At 45.0% G+C, this 18,399-nt stretch carries 13 protein-coding genes and 2 pseudogenes; 7 read left to right on the top strand and 8 right to left on the bottom strand.

Annotated features, from left to right (window positions below):
* The first annotated feature begins 6 nt into the window (after positions 1-6).
* Both BJP34_RS46600 and BJP34_RS43925 read left to right on the top strand, forming a co-directional pair.
* Entirely contained in the window at positions 7-210 is a 204-nt protein-coding gene (locus tag BJP34_RS46600) for a hypothetical protein (protein ID WP_202972001.1), read from the top strand.
* 564 nt (positions 211-774) lie between these two features.
* Positions 775-948 (top strand): hypothetical protein, encoded by a 174-nt coding sequence (locus BJP34_RS43925; protein WP_158517351.1) that lies wholly within the window; start codon positions 775-777, stop codon positions 946-948.
* Here the strand turns inward: BJP34_RS43925 and BJP34_RS20870 are convergent.
* Complete coding sequence (locus BJP34_RS20870) at positions 929-4,837, bottom strand: NB-ARC domain-containing protein (protein ID WP_158517671.1); 3,909 nt, start codon at positions 4,835-4,837, stop codon at positions 929-931. The genes BJP34_RS43925 and BJP34_RS20870 overlap by 20 nt on opposite strands.
* Before the next feature lie 36 nt (positions 4,838-4,873).
* Here BJP34_RS20870 and BJP34_RS20865 point away from each other — a divergent pair.
* Positions 4,874-6,075: pseudogene (locus tag BJP34_RS20865) on the top strand (IS4 family transposase).
* Here BJP34_RS20865 and BJP34_RS43920 read toward each other — a convergent pair.
* From BJP34_RS43920 to BJP34_RS20850, 3 genes are all read right to left on the bottom strand, one after another.
* Positions 6,020-6,661, bottom strand: a complete 642-nt coding sequence (locus tag BJP34_RS43920) for an NB-ARC domain-containing protein (RefSeq protein WP_158517350.1) — start codon at positions 6,659-6,661, stop codon at positions 6,020-6,022. The pseudogene BJP34_RS20865 and the gene BJP34_RS43920 sit on opposite strands and share 56 nt — an antisense overlap.
* A 127-nt stretch (positions 6,662-6,788) precedes the next feature.
* On the bottom strand, positions 6,789-7,010 hold the full coding sequence (locus BJP34_RS20855) for a hypothetical protein (RefSeq protein WP_070394003.1): 222 nt from the start codon (positions 7,008-7,010) through the stop codon (positions 6,789-6,791).
* 533 nt (positions 7,011-7,543) lie between these two features.
* Entirely contained in the window at positions 7,544-9,103 is a 1,560-nt protein-coding gene (locus BJP34_RS20850; protein ID WP_070394002.1) for an FAD-dependent oxidoreductase, read from the bottom strand.
* Between the two features lie 540 nt (positions 9,104-9,643).
* On the opposite strand from BJP34_RS20850, the gene petJ reads away from it, so the two are divergent.
* A complete protein-coding gene (gene petJ, locus BJP34_RS20845; RefSeq protein ID WP_070394001.1) occupies positions 9,644-9,985 on the top strand; it encodes a cytochrome c6 PetJ in 342 nt (113 codons plus the stop codon).
* Positions 9,986-10,296: 311 nt separating this feature from the next.
* On the opposite strand, the gene BJP34_RS20840 is transcribed toward petJ, so the two are convergent.
* On the bottom strand, positions 10,297-12,831 hold the full coding sequence (locus BJP34_RS20840) for an arylsulfatase (RefSeq protein WP_070394000.1): 2,535 nt from the start codon (positions 12,829-12,831) through the stop codon (positions 10,297-10,299).
* Between the two features lie 198 nt (positions 12,832-13,029).
* The gene (locus tag BJP34_RS20835) at positions 13,030-14,436 is read right to left on the bottom strand and encodes a DUF1254 domain-containing protein (protein ID WP_070393999.1); all 1,407 of its coding nucleotides are present in this window, start codon (positions 14,434-14,436) and stop codon (positions 13,030-13,032) included.
* 756 nt (positions 14,437-15,192) lie between these two features.
* Here BJP34_RS20835 and BJP34_RS20830 point away from each other — a divergent pair.
* The 3 genes and pseudogenes from BJP34_RS20830 to BJP34_RS37295 form a co-directional block, all read left to right on the top strand.
* Positions 15,193-15,471, top strand: a complete 279-nt coding sequence (locus BJP34_RS20830) for a hypothetical protein (RefSeq protein ID WP_070396794.1) — start codon at positions 15,193-15,195, stop codon at positions 15,469-15,471.
* Positions 15,468-15,917 carry a type II toxin-antitoxin system VapC family toxin gene (locus BJP34_RS20825; protein ID WP_070393998.1) on the top strand — a complete coding sequence of 150 codons (450 nt, stop codon included), beginning with the start codon at positions 15,468-15,470 and terminating at the stop codon, positions 15,915-15,917. The genes BJP34_RS20830 and BJP34_RS20825 overlap by 4 nt, the downstream gene beginning before the upstream one ends.
* A 76-nt stretch (positions 15,918-15,993) precedes the next feature.
* Positions 15,994-16,107 (top strand): annotated as a pseudogene (locus BJP34_RS37295) (element excision factor XisI family protein); the annotation flags it as partial.
* A 471-nt stretch (positions 16,108-16,578) separates the two neighbouring features.
* Here the strand turns inward: BJP34_RS37295 and BJP34_RS49210 are convergent.
* Together BJP34_RS49210 and BJP34_RS20820 are read right to left on the bottom strand one after the other, a co-directional pair.
* Positions 16,579-16,707, bottom strand: coding sequence for a hypothetical protein (locus tag BJP34_RS49210; RefSeq protein WP_267876331.1), 129 nt, complete (start codon positions 16,705-16,707; stop codon positions 16,579-16,581).
* Positions 16,708-16,896: 189 nt separating this feature from the next.
* The gene (locus tag BJP34_RS20820; RefSeq protein ID WP_070393997.1) at positions 16,897-18,387 is read right to left on the bottom strand and encodes a hypothetical protein; all 1,491 of its coding nucleotides are present in this window, start codon (positions 18,385-18,387) and stop codon (positions 16,897-16,899) included.
* Positions 18,388-18,399: the final 12 nt, after the last annotated feature.

Here is an 18,399-nt window from a genome sequence, read left to right as displayed (position 1 = left end):
CTAGTTATGATAAAAGCAATTACTGCTAGTGGAAAAATTGATCCATCAGGTCAATTATCCTTAGACTACCCAATTGAAGGTACTCCCCCTAAGCCAGTACGGGTAATTATTCTGTTTGACGAAACAGATGGGGAGGTCAATAAGTTTTGGAAGTCAGTAACTATCAACAGCAACCACTCCTATCAGCTAAACAGTTGCAAGAGGGATTAAAGCAAGCGTTGACAGAATCGGGGTATGATTCAAGGGATAAAATTATTGAGCTTGTGCAGGATATTAAGCAGGAAATCTGTCAAGGCAAGAAGCATATGCTGATAGCTGATAGCTGATAGCTGATAGCTGATAGCTGATAGCTGATAGCTTATGGACGAATTTGGCAGAATTTAAATGTTTGTTATGTCCAGGTTGATGATTCTGAATTAGCTAAACTCGAAGCTTTGGGGATAATACCTCGTGAAGATGTTGGGGTTTATCTGACAGCGAAACTTGCTCAATCCCAATGTTTTATATCTGCTAATCATAAGTTGATTAAGAGGATATCTGAAAAGTTTTTTGATATTGAATTTTGCCCCCCTAGCCCCCCAATTATGGGGGGAACAAGAATCAATTTGCTGGTAAAAGTTCCCCAAAATTGGGGGATTTAGGGGGCTTGGATGTAGCAAATGAGACTTCTCAGACAACCTCTAAGGTTTTAGTCCAAAAAACAGCATAGTTTGAATGCTTAACTCCAGCAGAATTTGTGAGTAAGTATCTGAATTGATAGGGTTTCTCGTATTGATGAGATACATTCAATTTTCTTGCCCCGATTCCCGATTCCCGATTCCCGATTCCCGATTCCCTGTTCCCGATTCCCGATTCCCGGTTCCCAGATCCGCTGTTCCCAGATCCGCTGTTCCCTACTCCCTACTCCCTACTCCCTACTCCCTTTTCCCTACCTCCACCATCGACTAACATCATCAACCGCTGCCACGGTTTCTCTTAGGGCTTCAACACCCCCAAACTTGATGATTAAAGGAGCTAATTGAGGAAGATTCTTAAGAAAATCGGCACGTTTTAGACTAGCTAAACAATCAAGAATTTGTTGCCAAAGAGGAAAATCAACTGACGAAGGAGTTAAGGTCTTGATCAAGTTCTGTAATACTTTGGCTCGCCGGTATTCAGACCCAATCCCTCTGGCGCAATCTAAGGCTTTGGGTAACAACACATCGGGTAAGTGGGGGGCTAAGGCTTCTAAGGCATAGGCTCCTTTGGATTCATGGGAAATCCCTATGGCGCAATCTAAGGCTTGGGGTAACAACACATCGGGTAAGTGGGGGGCTAAGGCTACTAAGGCATCGGCTCGGTGGAATTCAGACTCAATCCCTATGGCGCAATCTAAGGCTTCCGGTAACAGATCGGGTAAGTGGGGGGCTAAGCCGATTAAGGCGAATGCTCGCCAGTATTCAGACGAAATCCCTCTGGCGCAATCTAAGGCTTGGGGTAACAACACATCGGGTAAGTGGGGGGCTAAGGCTGCTAAGGCATGGGCTCGGTGGTATTCATCGGAAATCCCTCTGGCGCAATCTAAGGCTTCTGGTAACAGATCGGGTAAGTGGGGGACTAAGGCGACTAAGGCTCTGGCTCGGTGGTATTGATTGGAAATCCCTCTGGCGCAATCTAAGGCTTGGGGTAACAACACATTTGGTAAGTGGGGGGCTAAGGCGACTAAGGCATCGGCTCGGTGGAATTCAGACTCAATCCCTATGGCGCAATCTAAGGCTTTGGGTAACAACACATCGGGGAAGTGGGGGGCTAAGGCGACTAAGGCATCGGCTCGGTGGAATTCATTGGAAATCCCTCTGGCGCAATCTAAGGCTTCTGGCCACACTTGGGGTAAGTGGGGGGCTAAGGCTCGTAAGGCATTAGCTCGGTATCTTTCATCGGAAATCCCTCTGGCGCAATCTAAGGCTTGGGGTAACAACACATCCGGTAAGTGGGGGGCTAAGGCGACTAAGGCATCGGCTCGGTTTTCTTCATTCCGAATGGCTCTGGCGCAATCTAAGGCTTCTGGTAACACTTCCGGGCAGTGGGGGGCTAAGCCGATTAAGGGTAATGCTCGGTCGTATTCATACTTAATCCCTCTGGCGCAATCTAAGGCTTGAGGTAACACTTCCGGTAAGTGGGGGGCTAAGGCGACTAAGGCATTAGCTCGGTATCTTTCATCGGAAATCCCTCTGGCGCAATCTAAGGCTTGAGGTAACACTTCCGGTAAGTGGGGGGCTAAGGCGACTAAGGCATCGGCTCGGCCTTCTTCAGACTTAATGCCTCTGGCGTAATCTAAGGCTTCTGGCAACACATCGGGCAAGTGGGAGGCTAAGGCGACTAAGATTAATGCTCGAGAGAATTCAAACTCAATCCCTCTGGCGCAATCTAAGGCTTGAGGTAACAACAGATCGGGTAAGTGGGGGGCTAAGGCGGCTAAGGTATTAGCTCGGTGAAATTCAGACTCAATCCCTCTGGCGCAATCTAAGGCTTGAGGTAACACTTCCGGTAAGTGGGGGGCTAAGGCGGCTAAGGCATTAGCTCGGGAGAATTCAGACTCAATCCCTCTGGCGCAATCTAAGGCTTGAGGTAACAACAGATCGGGTAAGTGGGGGGCTAAGGCGGCTAAGGTATTAGCTCGGTGAAATTCAGACTCAATCCCTCTGGCGCAATCTAAGGCTTCTGGTAACACTTCCGGGCAGTGGGGGGCTAAGCCGATTAAGGCTAATGCTCGGGAAGATTCATACTTAATCCCTCTGGCGCAATCTAAGGCTTGAGGTAACACTTCCGGTAAGTGGGGGGCTAAGGCGACTAAGGCTTTTGCTCGGTCGTATTCATACTTAATCCCTCTGGCGCAATCTAAGGCTTGAGGTAACACATCCGGTAAGTGGGGGGCTAAGGCGACTAAGGCTTTTGCTCGGTCGTTTTCATACTTAATCCCTCTGGCGCAATCTAAGGCTTTGGGTAACAACACATCGGGTAAGTGGGGGGCTAAGGCGACTAAGGCATCGGCTCGGTCTTTCTCATCGGAAATCCCTCTGGCGCAATCTAAGGCTTGAGGTAACACATCCGGTAAGTGGGGGGCTAAGGCTCGTAAGGCATTAGCTCGGTCTTTTTCATCCGAAATCCCTCTGGCGCAATCTAAGGCTTGGAGTAACAACAGATCGGGTAAGTGGGGGGCTAAGGTTTCTAAGGCATCGGCTCGGGAGTATTCATCCGAAATCCCTCTGGCGCAATCTAAGGCTTCCGGTAATAAAGAAGGGGGAAGATACTCACTAATTGCCTCCAAGCTCTTTGCTTGACCAAAAGAATCTTTCTTCTGTCGCACATAAGCTAGTGCCTGGGCTGGCGTCCAAATTTTGTTCTTAACTAATGCAGCCATTAACTCTGGAGGAATATTTCCAGCCAAGCTATTGAGGGATGTCGTAATCAGAGCATACCGACACTGTAAACTAATCGATTCGGTAGGATTTTCTGTAAAATTATCTGCTGCTATTGCCCAAGCTTTCGATACATCCTTGATGAAATTAGCAGTTTTTGCATGTCTCTCACACTGCCAATACCAACCGTTATCCCCTGCTGGCGTTTCTTCTTTCAGGAGTTGATGAATGTCATTAATTTTTTTGGCTTTCTCTAGGTGCCAGATTAAGTGACTATAGATATAACCATCATCGGGTAAGGTATGCCATAATCCCTTTTCGGTCTTAGTTTGATAACGTTCTAATAATTGCTGATGAGCTGAGGGTATTGATAATCCTAGCTCTGGTTGCAGCAGATTACGGGCTAAATCATGTAATAGGTCATGGAGGCGATAGTTAGTTTCTGGTGTAGTAGATAACCCTGGTAGTAATAAGGCTTTTTGTCGTAAGTACCTTAACGTATCTTTGGCTTCAACTAAATTACAATCCCATAAGGTAGTCGCCATGGTTTCAGTAATGGTGACATCCTCCGGCAGTACCCCTAACCAAGCAAATTGTTTCAATCTCTCGGGGGATAATCGCTTTAAACTGAGATTAAAGGAAGCCACTAGACTGTAGTTTTTGCGCTTCGCGTCATTTGGTTCTTCCTCTGCTTCCAATCGATCCAAGGCTTCTAAGTCAGCAATTTCAGCTTGTAACTCATCCAGTAACTCTTCCCAAGAGAATCCATCCCTAACTTGGGCAGCAGCTAATTCTAATCCTAGGGGTAAGTAGCCCACAGTTTTGGCTAAGGTTTGAGCATATTCCAGTTCTTGATTAGTTAACTCGTTGTTTACAGAAATTTTCGCCCCCCTAGCCCCCCAAGTTTGGGGGTAACTTGAGTTAAAGTCCCCCAGAATTGGGGGATTTAGGGGGCTTGTAGCTAACGGGATTGAGGTCGATTCAATTGAGTTAAAGTCCCCCAGAATTGGGGGATTTAGGGGGCTTGCAGCTAAAGGAATTGAGGTCGATTCATCTGAAAAAATCTGTAAACAACCGGTTAATAACTCCAAAGATTGATTTAGAGTCATCACGTCTAAATCATAGCGAATCGCACCCTTAACCGGGGCTTCTCTTGTGGTCACTAAAACCCGACAGCCACCCCCTCCCACTCGAAAGGGTTCAACATGGTCAGGATGCCAAACATCATCCACGACTAGTAACGCTTTTTTATCGGATAATAATGTTCTTAATTGTAACGAAGCGGCCTCAGTGTTAATCGGTTTGAAATCATAATCTCCTAATTGCTGTATCCACTTACTTAGAAAGGATAAAATATCAGGTTGCTGACCTGGGGGGGCGACAAGCGCCCCGTAACCCTTGATATATATTAAATTGAGCGAATTATGGTAAAAAAAGATAGGTCAGAAATTGTCAAGACGACCTATCAATTCAAAATGCTACCAGAATTATATCAAAAACATTTAAAAAATCTCCTTTCCGAATCTCAATTATTGTTTTTTTACCTTGTAGTAATCATTGTACAAGATATCAAGGATGTTAAACTCGAAAAAATTGCTGAATCTTTACCTTTGCCTATTAAATGTAACTCAAGGCGTAAAAAGTTACAGAGATTTTTTTCATTACCAATATTTCAAATAAAAAAAATGTGGTTTCCACTTGTTAGAGAATGGCTCACTCAAAAATTTGATAAACACAAAAAAATCTATTTAGCCATCGATAGGACTAATTGGAATAACAAAAATTTATTGGTGGTTAGTATAATTTATAAAAACCGAGCAATCCCAATTTATTTTGAACTTCTTTCAAAACTTGGTTCAAGTAATTTTTTAGAGCAAAAACAAATACTATCAACTATTATAGGGCTATTTGATAGCTATCATGTTGTTATTTTGGGAGACCGAGAGTTTTGTTCAGTTAAATTGGCTGAATGGCTAGACAAACAAGGGTTTAAGTTTTGTTTAAGACTTAAAAAAAATGAGCAAATTGAATTAAAAAATCAGGGGTGGATTTCCCTGAAAAACTCGGGATTAAAACCAGGAATTTCGTTATTTTTTGAAAAGGTTAAAGTCACAAAAACTAAACAAGTATCAGGATTTAGTATTGCCTGTAAATGGAAGAAAAGTTATCGAAAGTCAGTAAGCCAAGAAGGTTGGTTTATCCTAACAAATATGAGCGAATTGTCTGAGGCAATATCAGCTTATAAAAAACGTTTTGATATTGAGGAAATGTTCCGAGATTATAAAAGCGGTGGATATAATATGGAAGGCAGTAATGTTGTCGGTAAACGCTTTATATCTTTACTTATTATAATCTCTTTTGCTTACTTTATTGCCACAATTAAAGGAGAAATAATTAATAAAAAAGGAGTTCAGGACTATGTAGCGAGAGTCAAAGAATATGGGCGATTAACTAAAAGACATAGCAGTTTTTATATTGGAATGTATGCTCAAAAATGGATTCATTTTATGGATAAATGTTGGGAATTAGTTTATGCTTTGATGCGTTTAAGTCGTCATAAGCTCGATAATTATTTACGAGGTATGAGAGCTATGAAGCTTATACAGTCTACTTTTTAGCTCTCATGTCGCCCCCCCAGGTTGCTGACCTAAGGTTGCCCAAAAAATCCCATCGGTAAAATGGGATTGAACCTCTGGATCATGGGCTAATGCCGCAGTAATGGTGGATTTCCCAATTCCTCCTAAACCATAGATGGCACTAACCACTAAGGTGCCAGCTCTAGCAGTTTCTTGGGATAAAAGGATTTGTTTTAGTTGTTGGCTGACTTCCGGGCGTTCCACATAATAAGGAGGTAGTGGCGGAGCTTGATTGAATCGAGTTTGGTTATTCAGATTCTCAATATTGTAATTATCACTAGTAGCTTGATGGGATTCCAAGGCTTTGGTAATCTCTTGAAGAATTTTCTCTAAGTTAGGCAAAGCTTCAGCATCAACCGTAGTCACCAAACGCTCCATACTTTGGGCAACTTCAGGATTTTGCTTGGCTGCTGCTTCTACTTCCAATACCACCTCAGCATAATCAAGAGGTTGCCCTGGAGCTTGCTCGATAGCCATTACTGTATCTGGAGACTGGCTTCTCAGGGATTCCACAAACTGGTTAGTCTGGTTCCAGACAACTTGCCCGACATTTTCCCCAGTTTTTTCTAAGGCTTTCGTGGCGAGCACAGTAGCAATAGCGACAACGGCAGCAGCTAATGGTTCCATAGTTGAAGGAGATGACTGATAGTTTTAGTATATAACTTTAGCAAAGGGAGCAGGGAGCAGGGAGCAGGGAGTAGGGTTTGAGTTTTTTTTGATAACTGAGTAGTATCAAATTTACATCGGCAAAATATTAAAAGATTTCATTAAGCTCCTTAACTTGATTGGTAGCAATATCTGCTTCTGCTCTGGCAATCAGGCTATCTAGCTTTCCCGATTTTAGGTCAGATTCTAGCTGCTGGTCCCACCTATTATCTAAATCATCTAAATAATGTTGTAAGCGGGCTGCCAGCTCTCGAATCTCGCTCTTCGGTAATTGTCGAATAGCCGTTTCGATTTCATCAAGGGTTAACATAACTAGTTTGTAAATGATGATTGATACTATCCTATAGCATTTTTAGTTTAAATGTAAACATAATATTGATGTAAAAAGGTAGCCGGGAATAGTCAACAAAAATTATTAAAATTAACTTAGGATTAAAATAACCAAAATAAAGCCAAAATTTTACACATATGTGAGTCCATAAATGCCTAAACAAACTATTTGTAAATAAAAGTAAAAAGTTTTAATTACTCCTTGCATTTTTTCCAGGAGTTATCTATACTATAGAAAGTTACGACTGAAACTAATAACCGCGCTGGTCACAACCTTTATCAAATCAGCGCGGTTTTCCTCCCACTCAAATAGGAGTTACTTCTATCATGCCAAAAATATCACGATCATCAATCCTGGCTGGGTGCATCTTATTCAAGGGGTTTGACCCGGTGGTGCGTTACGGGACGGGCTATCCCAACCCTGGCTACTGATAAAATCAGAGGCTTTCCGTCCCTAACGCACCCTACGCCTGATAGCTTACCTCCCTAAAACCTAAAACCTAAAACCTAAAATTAATAATCTCCTCCAGACCCATAGCGCCATGCTTCCAGCCAACGGTGGTAATAATATTTTGGTTTCGGTGGCAAAGTAGTCAACATGCCACTGAGTAATTTACCTGCTGGATACAAACTACTGTAAACGGCTAAATTACTATAATGAACCATCCAATCCAATAGCATGGTTAATCCTACTTGAGGAATCACTGGCACGACTAATCCTGGTTTAGTTAATGATGTCACAAATAGGGTTTTAGATAATCCTGAAAACTTCACTACATCTTGGAGGAAGGGCTTAAGCACATCATCTCCTAGGTTTGCCATGGCTTGGAATACACCAGTGAGTAATTGATTAATTTGATTTGGTGCTAGTTGTTGCTTGATGCCAACACTCATCGTTCGTTGAAACATCCAGGTTACGCCAATATTCGGCTGATAGGGTTGTAGTTGGGCTAAGGCATTGCGGTCTAGCAAATCATAGTCCAAGGCTTCATGAATACCGTTACTTAGACGCTTTAAATGTCTGACCATGGAACCAAATCCACCAAAACTAACTGGTGATTGGCCACCACTGCTATCCCCTACCGGTAAAATCCGATTCCAAGGCATTCTTAGGGGGCTTTTTTGATAGGAAGGAAAAAAGCCAAATAGTACTCGTTTAAAATCAAGTTGGGATAACTCTACTCCCTGGTATTCTGGTAAGAGACGGAAGTATTCGTCACATAAAAATTCTAAACTAGGACGTTCGGGATTAGCATCTAAGTAAGTAAATAAATAGGTTGTTCTACCATCCCGGGCTGGAAATGCTTCCCAGAAATATTGACATTGATTTTGGATGGGAGTGAAGGATACAATTAAATCCCCCATGTCATTTTTAGGATAGCCTTCAGCACAGCTACCAACCACTAAACAAACTCCTTCTGGTTTCTGACCTTGCCTGACTTGCTTAACAATTGGGGAAAAATGTCCCATGGCATCTATCAGTAAGCGAGCTTTAACTTGGGTAACCTCCAACTGGTTTACTTTTAACCCGATTGAGACGCCATCGGGATGAATAGTGGCTTGTGTAAAGGATGTCTTTTCAAAGAGCTTACCGCCCGCAGCTAAAAATTTGGTTTTGAGGGTATCTAGCAGAAAGACTGGGTCAACACCAATGTTGAGTACGTCCTTTACCAAGAAATCAGGACCCTGGAAGAAACTGATCCGAGCTGGGTTATACTCGGATGCGATCGCATTCTCTAATTCCGCCGTTGAGAGTAACTCAAGTTCCAGGAATACCTCCAGTTCTTGGCGAGAGATATTCCACTCTTGGTCTCTACCGCGCAAAACCCCCCGTTCAACTACCGCAACTCGCCAGCCTCGCTGTTGTAGAGCAGCACCAATCAGAATTCCCAAGGTACCGCCACAGATTACTACATCCAAGTCTAGGGTGCCTAATCCCTCTTCGGTTTCTGTAATCACCTCTGGGATTGGAGTTGTACCATCTCGTAAGGCTTTCCAGACTTTGTCAGCACTGCGCAGGCGTCCGAGAACATCACCAGGTAACTGGGATAGGATTTGTTCGGTTTGACTCATGGATGTTGGTTGATACTTAGATGCTAAGACTTTCTCTGTTTTATTGTAAATTTCTCCATCACAAGGCTCAGAGGCTGATGCGATCAGCTATCAGCTATCAGCTTAAGCGCTACGCGCACGCTACGCGAACAGCTATCAGCTATCAGCTAAAGGCTGACCACTGACCACTGACCACTGACCGTTGAATACTTGCGTTCGCGTAGCGTGACCTACGGTCAATCGCACTTGCCTAAATTAGGGTACCATTAATGCTATTTATTACTAATAAATTTTAGAGGTTATCACCTTCAACTTTGGCAAATATTATGACCCTATTCAGCCTTGATTATCAGCACTATTGCATAGGTATATCAATAATCTTGATATTAAGGCTGCCTTATTGATTCTTTGGTTTCCCCTGAGTGGGGATTGCCCATCTTATTAATTGTTAATTTAATTGTTAATTATTGTTATAACTTTCACACCCTGGGGTTTGACCGAGTCACCCCTCTTAGCTTACGATAATATCTGGCTCAACGCCATACTGAGAGGAGAAACACTTTGAAAAAAATACTAATTGCGATTCTGCTAGTTTTCGCTTTAATAACTTTCAGCTTCCCTGATTCCGCTTTAGCTGCTGGTGATGCGACTAACGGGGGAAAGTTATTTGCAGCTAACTGCAATGCTTGTCATTGGGGTGGCAACAATGCACTCAATGCCGAGAAGACTCTGGAGAAGGAGGTTCTCGAGAAATATGGGAAGTATTCTGCTGAAGCTATCATCGAACAAGTAACAAACGGCAAACCACCTATGCCTGCCTTTCGTGGTCGTTTAAACACCCAGCAAATTGAAGATGTAGCTGCTTATGTTTTACAACAGGCTGATCAAGGCTGGATTCAGTGACCAATTATTAATCAATCATCCCGTAGGGTGCGTTAGGTGCGGCGTAATCAACTAGCAAGAGTTTAGAGTTTACGTCAGGAGCGCCGTAACGCACCAGCCATGGCTGTTTCAAAATTAATTAAGGTAATCTAAGAGGGCGATCGGGGCGATCGCAGAGCGGTTGAACAGTTTCGTTTTAGTTCGAGCGATGAGATGAATAAGGGTGGGCAATGCCCACCCTACTAAAAGTTTGGTACCTTAGTACCTACTCCCATTCCGGCCTTAATATCGATAAGCGAATTTTGCCGACAATCCCAGAATTTTCCACCGGGTTAATCATAGAAAGGGATGGGACCAAGGGGGATACGCCGCTCCTTACCGCAGGATGCCTCTACTAACTCTTTATCTGCGAGATCGTCAGTGATTTTGATCTTCACTGAGTTCAAAGTTCCGGTGAAATCAAAGGGCATCAAATCCACATAGGTGTCGGATACAGCCGAACCCGTATCAAAGCCGACATCAAAGGTCTCATCCGGGGTATAGCGGGTACTCAAGGTCTGACAGACAGGGCCATGACCAATTTTCTTACCGTTGGCATAGAGGGTGACTTCTCCTCCCACACCGGGCTCGTTAGAAACAGTTTTATAAACTGCTTTGAGAGTAATGGAGGTATCGGTGGGGAGATTGGTTGGCAAATCTCCTTCAATCCGATAATCTTTAAGTCTGGCTAAGTTGTAATCATACACCAGCTTGCCGTCCTGTACAAACAGCCCATACCCGCCAAAATAACCAGCTAAAGTCACTAATACACCTTCGGCTCCCCCTTCTGGAAGCTCCACATCTGCGATAATCTTGTGGCTTTTGGACTTCAGGTTAGGGGCTACGCCTTCAGGAGCGCGGAAATGATCTGGGAAGATAAAAGTGGTTCGTCCTTCTCCCAAACTGGGACGCAGGGCTGGATCGAACCGTTCGTAACGACGATCGTCCAACGGAAAGACATTATGTTTGGCGGCCTCGGCATAAAAGAGCTTGACCATTTCATCCAGCTTATCGGGACACTCCTCAGCTAGATCGTTGGCTTGGGTAAAGTCTGGAGTATTGACAGAACAACCCTCGTCATAATCTCCACCAACGTTATAAAGCTCCCAATCCATATCGATCAGGCTGTTGCCCAACGGCTTATCCCCTTCCCACGGCACTGTCCGAATTGCACTAGCCATCCAACCATTATCGTAGATGCCCTGATTTCCGGCAATTTCAAAGTATTGGGTTGTATGTTGGCTGGAGGCCTCAATGTCGCTTAGATCGTTGCCTTCAGCATCCGTTGCATCAAAGGTATAAACCAGACTGGTCCCTTCGATGGGTTTCTGGGTAACACCGTTAACTTGAGTCGGTGCTTCAATACCAACTGCTTCGAGAATGGTCGGGACAATATCAATGACGTGGCTGAATTGGTAGCGCACATCTCCCACATCGGTAATGCGATCAGGCCAAGAAACAACCATGCCATTCCGAGTTCCCCCAAAGTGGGAAGCAACCTGTTTGGTCCATTGGAAGGGCGTATCCATCGCCCAAGCCCAACCGGCTGGGAAATGATTATCGTGCAGGGAACTGCCTAACTCGTCGATCGCCGCCAGTTTGTCGTCAAAGTCTTCTGGCAAGCCGTTGCGGTAGGTGGTTGTATTGATCGTCCCATCCACTCCGCCTTCTGCACTAGCACCATTGTCGCCAGCAATATAAATTACCAACGTATTGTCCAAGATACCCAAGTCTTCAATGGCATCGATCACTCGACCGATTTCTTTATCTGTTTGTTGGGTAAAGCCAGCAAACACTTCCATCATGCGGGCATAGAGTTTTTTCTCGTCTGCATTCAAACTATTCCAACGTCGCAACTCATCTGGGCGAGGAGTGAGGATCGTGGTCGGGGTATCTGGAATAACCCCTAATTTTTTTTGTTTCTTAAACGTTTGCTTGCGGTACTTATCCCAGCCATTATCAAATTTACCCGCGAATTTATCGATCCATTTTTGGGAAACCTGATGCGGGGCATGAGCCGCTCCCGGAGCAAAGAACATGAAAAAAGGTTTTTTGTCTGACAGGGCATAGGTTGTGCGGATGTAGTTGATGGCATGATCGGCTAAATCGGTATTGAAGATATAGGGCGTTCCATCGGCATTAGTTTTGGGCGCTTCCAAACGAGTTGTATTTTCCACCAAGGCAGGATGGTATTGGTTGGTTTCGCCACCAACAAAGCCATAGAAATAGTCAAACCCCAAACCCACAGGCCAGCGATCGAACGGCCCGATCGCCCCGGTTTCCCAGTCGGGAGTATTATGGTTTTTACCAAACCAAGAGGTGGCATAACCATAAGCCTGTAGAATCTGGCCAATCGTTGCCGCATTCTGGGGGATAAGGGTGGAATAGCCGGGAAAATTTGTTCCGGCCTCCATGACCGCCCCGGATGCTACAGAGTGAGCGTTGCGTCCGGTGAGAAGGGCTGCTCGGGTGGGGGAACAGATACCTGTGGTGTGGAACTGGGTATAGCGCAAGCCATTATCTGCCAGCTTGTCCAAGGTTCGACTGGGAATAGCGCCGCCAAAGGTTGACATCTGACCGTAGCCCACGTCATCCAACATCACCAACAGGATATTGGGGGCATTTTCAATGCCGAAGGTAGAGGGTAATTTCAGGTCTGCCTTTTCGGATTCGGAATCTTCGTAAGTCAGGCCGATTTTGCCGGTGAAAATGGGGTCGGGATGGGGCAATATCTGCTGGGCCATTGCTGGCAACACAGAGGTATTGAGGAAAAAGGAGAGGGCGATCGCTACCGCCACTACTCCTTTTAAAATCCGGTTCAAAAACATGGGTGCAATTTCATAAAAAGGGTTAACAAAAATTCAGGAAATATGCCCAAACGCGATCGCCTCTTGCCAATGTATAGGGGAGCAATCAGAGCGAAGTAGGCTATTTTGTCCACCATAAAAGAATATTTGCAACGAGATTGGCGATCGCACTGGTTAGTTAATCAGGGCGAGCAAAACCCACCCTGTAGGTAACGGCAATTAGCTCGCACCACCAGAAGGTTCGGCAGGACCGAGATTCTCCAAACTGGGGGGTTCCCAGTACTGAGACAATGCTGGGTAGCCCGGTAAGTACAGGCGCATGAACATAAAGAAATCGCCTTCGGGTGCGGGTAACCAGTTGGGGATTAGGTTCTCGTCGCTTGGTTCCTCGTACTGAATGTAAATGGTGTAACCGCCATCATCATTCTGTTTCATGCCACTACGATCGCCTAGGGAATTGCGATTGATCGGATTAGCCACCAAGTTGTATTTAAGGTCGTACATGGAGACAGACCAAAACGCATTGACATCAGGTAGGTTTTCACCGTCGAACCGAAGCTCGTAACGATTTTTCCCGGACAGAGGATTGCCATCTTTATCGACGAATACGCTCATATAGATAGCCTCGATCGTATCGTTGGCAAGAAAGCCAGCTTGGGCCTGCATTGCACGCACCAGCCAATCCCGTGCTGATGAAGGTCGGCCCAAGTATGAAGGCGGATACTTCCACCCATTCACTTCTTTGTGTGCGTACCCTTGGACGACAGCCTCATCGACGATCTTTAAACCCTCTACAGCAGCACGTTCGAGACCGCGCTTCGTGCTTTCACTCTGAACCTCAATGTCTAATCCCGGCCCGACACCAATGGTCTCGAACAATTCGAGCAAGGACGCATCATAGGAATCGGGAGGGTTATCAACCATCGCGCGGTTGATATTCTTCCAGTCCGCAAGGGGATCGGTCGCGCGATCGTAAGGTTCCCAAAGCTCGACAGGTTCGGGGGTGGCATCTGGATCTTTCCACACGGACAGAGGTGTCAGTACATACTGATCCTGAATAGCATGGACTGCATCCAAGTCCGGGTCTTCCTTCGTTTCCGCCTCCGTCCTTTCCGCCGCCGTCAGTAAGTTTCGCGCCGAGAGAAATGCCCAGGGTGTCGGCGAAGGACCTTCAAGCTCCTGCACGTCTTCAGGTAAATCCCCCGACCAATTGGGCCCAACAATGGCAAAATTACCTCCTTTTCCTCCCGTGGCCCGCGTTCCCACGTAAGCAAATTGGTCTCCTCGGTAATCGGTCAATTGTACGTTGTGGTAGCGATAGTCTGGGAGTTCGGGATCTGATGGGAGTGCTGGAAGCGATAGGATAAGGGGTTCTTTACCCAAATATACAGATGCCTGAGAATACAGGGTGTCATTATTGGGTGCACCACCGAGCTGGTGGGATTCATCCTTCAGTTTCCGGAGGTGGGTAAATTGGTTGACAGTACCCTTGTTTAAATCCAGGCGGAGCTTATAGGCTACTGGCATGTAGGCCCAAGGAAAGGCATAGATGAATGCCTGCACTCCGAGAGTATATGCGTACTCTTCTTCCCAATCAAAATCGGACGTTTTATCGATTGAAGACATGAATATAACCTCATAACAAGAGACGAGCTATGTAATTTATCTCGATCTCAGAAATACATCCCAAAACGCGATCGAGCCAATTTTGGGATGAGTGGGTGGAGTCAATTACTTCTACATTAGACCTCTTGCATAAATGCAAAAATGGATCCAAAAATGGAACCGAAAGTATTAGTCTTACGTAGCCAAAATAGACTTTTGCAAGAGGTCTATTTTTTGGCTATTCGGAAATTGACTTTGCTGACATTTCCTAGCTTAGGGGTAAGCTATTTCTGTGAATAATCAAAAATTCCAACTTTCTCAGCTATAAAATATAATTAACTAATTTGCCACCAACTATAAGTAAAACTTATATAGAATTCTACGACTTGTGAGGTACAAATTTCTGGTTTTTAGGGAGCAGGGAGCAGGGAGCAGGGAGCAGGGAATAGGGAAGAGAAACCCACCCCTAACCCCTCCCAGGAGGGGAAGGGAAGAGGGAAGAGGGAAAAACTAGTGTGTACCTCATGAGTACTAGAAACGCTATAGTTGGTGGCAGGGTAAGCGCAAAAATCAATAAGCTGTGGCTTACCCTCGAAAAAACCTAGGTCATTCTCAACAAATTAACTCTATTGCGAGTACAGTTCTACAAGATTATAGGGCTTTCAAACCACGAGCAACCGATATCCAACCAATCTCAGGGGGTGATAGTACAGGTGTATGGTTAACTTCAGTTATAATGGTCATGCCTGGAAAATAATTTCATTATTTATAAAAAAAATGACTATAACGCTTCAATTTAAACCAGAAGTCGAGGCTCGTTTAATTGCTCAAGCTGCTGCCAAAGGTTTATCATTAGACACCTATCTTGAATCTGTAATTGAAGAGAGTTTGATTAACCAAAAACAAACATCTTTCTATCAAACAGCAACCGATCAAGAATGGAACTCGGCATTGATGGATCTAATCAATAGTCCATCTTTTACTGTAGCACCGCCACTTGCGGATACAGCAGTTGACCGAGAAAGTATCTACACAAGAGAAGAAGAAATGTTATGAGCTATTTGGTGGATACAAATGTTTTGCTGCGTTTGGTGCAGAAGACTAGCCCGATGCATCCCGATGCTCGAAAAGCGATTTTTATACTTAGAAGACAAGGTGTGTCCTTATGTATTATTCCACAGAATCTTATCGAGTTTTGGGCTGTTGCTACACGACCAATTAGCAATAATGGTTTAGGTTTATCTATTGATGAAGCTTCACAAGCAACAGATAAAATCAAGAGACTATTTGTACTATATCCTGATACTCCTGGGATTTTGGCTGAGTGGGAAAGTATTATTATTAAACATCAGGTTAAGGGAAAACAAGTACATGATGCTCGTTTAGTCGCTGCGATGGTAACTCATAAAATTACACATTTACTTACATTTAACATTGATGACTTCAAACGTTTTTCTGAGATTATAAGTGTTAATCCCCAAAGTGTTGCTTCACAAGCTTAGATATATTCGGTGATGAACAACCTATGTGAGTATCACTGGCGATTGACCGTAGGTCACGCTACCGGAACGCAAGCATTTTCTGCTGCTCCATGAAAGCTGGGAAAATCATCGCCGTGTATATGGTACGATTGTTCATGGTTCAATCCGCGATAGTAAAATCTGGATTCACTACGACATTTCTCAACGATAGCGACATCGCCACGTAAGAAGTAAGACAGAATATAGGTATCCAGTAGCTGGGGGGGGTGACAAGCGCTCTTTAAAATCTTACAGGGGTTAGGTTTTAGGGGTTAGGTGTTAGGGAAGAATGTCCGTGCGGGTATGGATTGATTAAAACTATCATTGACGTTGTATGGTAAAAATTGCGGCGTTGCTGAATTAAGGAATGAATGCGCGATTATCTGGTTTTATTAAAGCCCCCGTGGGTCCCCCAATTCTGGGGGACTTGTCTTGATGCAAAGCGCGAGTGGGGGAAACCACGCCAGTTGCTCATGGTTTGTTCGCGTTCGCCTTTGGCGTGGCCTACGGCCAAGCGTGGCCTACGGCCAAGTTACCGTAAGATAGTGGAGCCTTGTCTTGATGCAGTCGCTCATGGGGGAAACCCCCAAGACCGCGCAAATCACGCTATTAACAAATATTGAACCCTTTTCTGCATAACCTGCTAACTATAAAGGCTCCACAATAAACAGGTTTCGTCTCCGGGGGAACCACGGCAGTCGCTCATGGGGGAAACCCCCAAGACCGCGCTGCCTCCCCAAGACCGCACTGGCTCCCCAAGACCGCGCTGCATCGCTTGAGAGTTTTTCCCCCCAGAATTGGGGGGCTAGGGGGGCGAAACCATACCCAGAATCAGCAACGCCAGAATTGCTTCAATTGCTGGGAAATACAAATGACACCGATGCGCTCATTTTACCCAAAACCTAAAACCTAAAACCGTGCCACCTATCTAGGTTTGAGCGTTGTTGTCACCCCGTGAGGGCTACGACTTATTACAAGGAAACTTTTTGTCAAACTTCTTAGGACTCATATATTCACCAACCGGGAAATACTCGCCCATGACCTTTTTTTCTTTACCTGGTTTCTTTGCTTTGTGGGGTGCGTATTCAAAGTCATTGAGGGGCATTTGCCAGCGATTGCGCAACTCGCCCAGATACACGTCGCCGAACCCGTCACCAGCGGGTGGAAACTCTAACCAGGCATAACCACATTCATAAGTTGCATTCTCTGGACGGTAGGATGGCCGACTGACAACTATGGTGTAATAACCTTTTTCATCCACTGGGATCTCTTCGTCAAAGACGCTATCGATAACTCGCGACCGAGACAAAGGCTCGTCTGTACTCCAGGAAAAGTAGCGCATTTCAGCATCCGACGTGTCAAAGGTTTTATTGCCAAAATAGGTCTTGGGAGTCTTGGGTTTTTTGCCCCGCAAGACCAGGACTTCGCCAAAATTGCGATCCATCCACGTCATCAGATAAACAGTTGTGGAATTACCAAACCCACCTGAACCAACATTAGGATCTACAGGGGGAGGACACTTATCTGCGTTGTCAGGGCCTTGTTCAAAGTTGGCACAGAAATTATAATTCGCAGTCCACTCCCGGATGATGTAGGGAGGATCTTGAGCAGGCCAGGTAACGGGTCGGTCTTGATTATACCACTCTGTGCGATCGCGCTCCCTCCGATAAGCCTCTGGATCGAATGTTGGAGATGGATAAACACTACTCATATCCCCAGTGAAGGGAGAGTATTTGGGGTCGCAGAGTTTATCACCCTTAATTTTGGTACCATCTGGCATGATAATCTTGGCCTCTGGTAAAGTCGTGCCGCCAAATAGGTTTGTCCCTTTATCGCCGACATAGATTCGCATCACCACAATATACCCGATGCCAGGGAACTCTTGCTCTCCAAGATACAACGTATTTTCCTCACGGTCTTTTTCCTTCTCAGGGAGTGCTTCAGGAACCCATTTCAGGGTGTAGGAACGGTTCTTGGCTGTACGTTTGGCACCCTCTTCAAATGGATTTATTGACCCTTTGTCGGGTTTAATCTGATCATCGACGATCTGATGATCTCCGCTGACTAAAGTAGCTGAGTCTGGATCATAAAAGTAGGCGCTAAATGTCATCGAACGACCATGGGGAAACTCCCCGGTGATCTTGACATAACCCTTCTCACCAGAGTCATCAGCAGGTAGGGAAAACAGGGCGATTGGATAGGCGGATTGCTGATCTGGATAGAAGGCGTTGTGGTATGGGTCAGCACCAACGGTCATTTTCCAGAAACAGTTTTCTATAGGAACGGGGGGGCGAACCTCCCGACCGACATTGGCCGGATCGCCATCGCGATCAAACGAATTTTCTGTTACTTCAGCAAGAACAGGACTTGTGGGTAATATGATATTTCCAAGGAGAAGAGAGGTAGCGATCGCCACTACTACCATCACTCTCCAAATTCGATTCAAAATCATCCTTAAAACCTG

Origin of the sequence: Moorena producens PAL-8-15-08-1, assembly GCF_001767235.1 — a bacterium.
Classification (GTDB): Bacteria; Cyanobacteriota; Cyanobacteriia; order Cyanobacteriales; family Coleofasciculaceae; genus Moorena; species Moorena producens_A.
The sequence above is the reverse complement of the archived record's forward strand: the minus strand, read 5'-3'. Positions and strand labels throughout refer to the sequence as shown.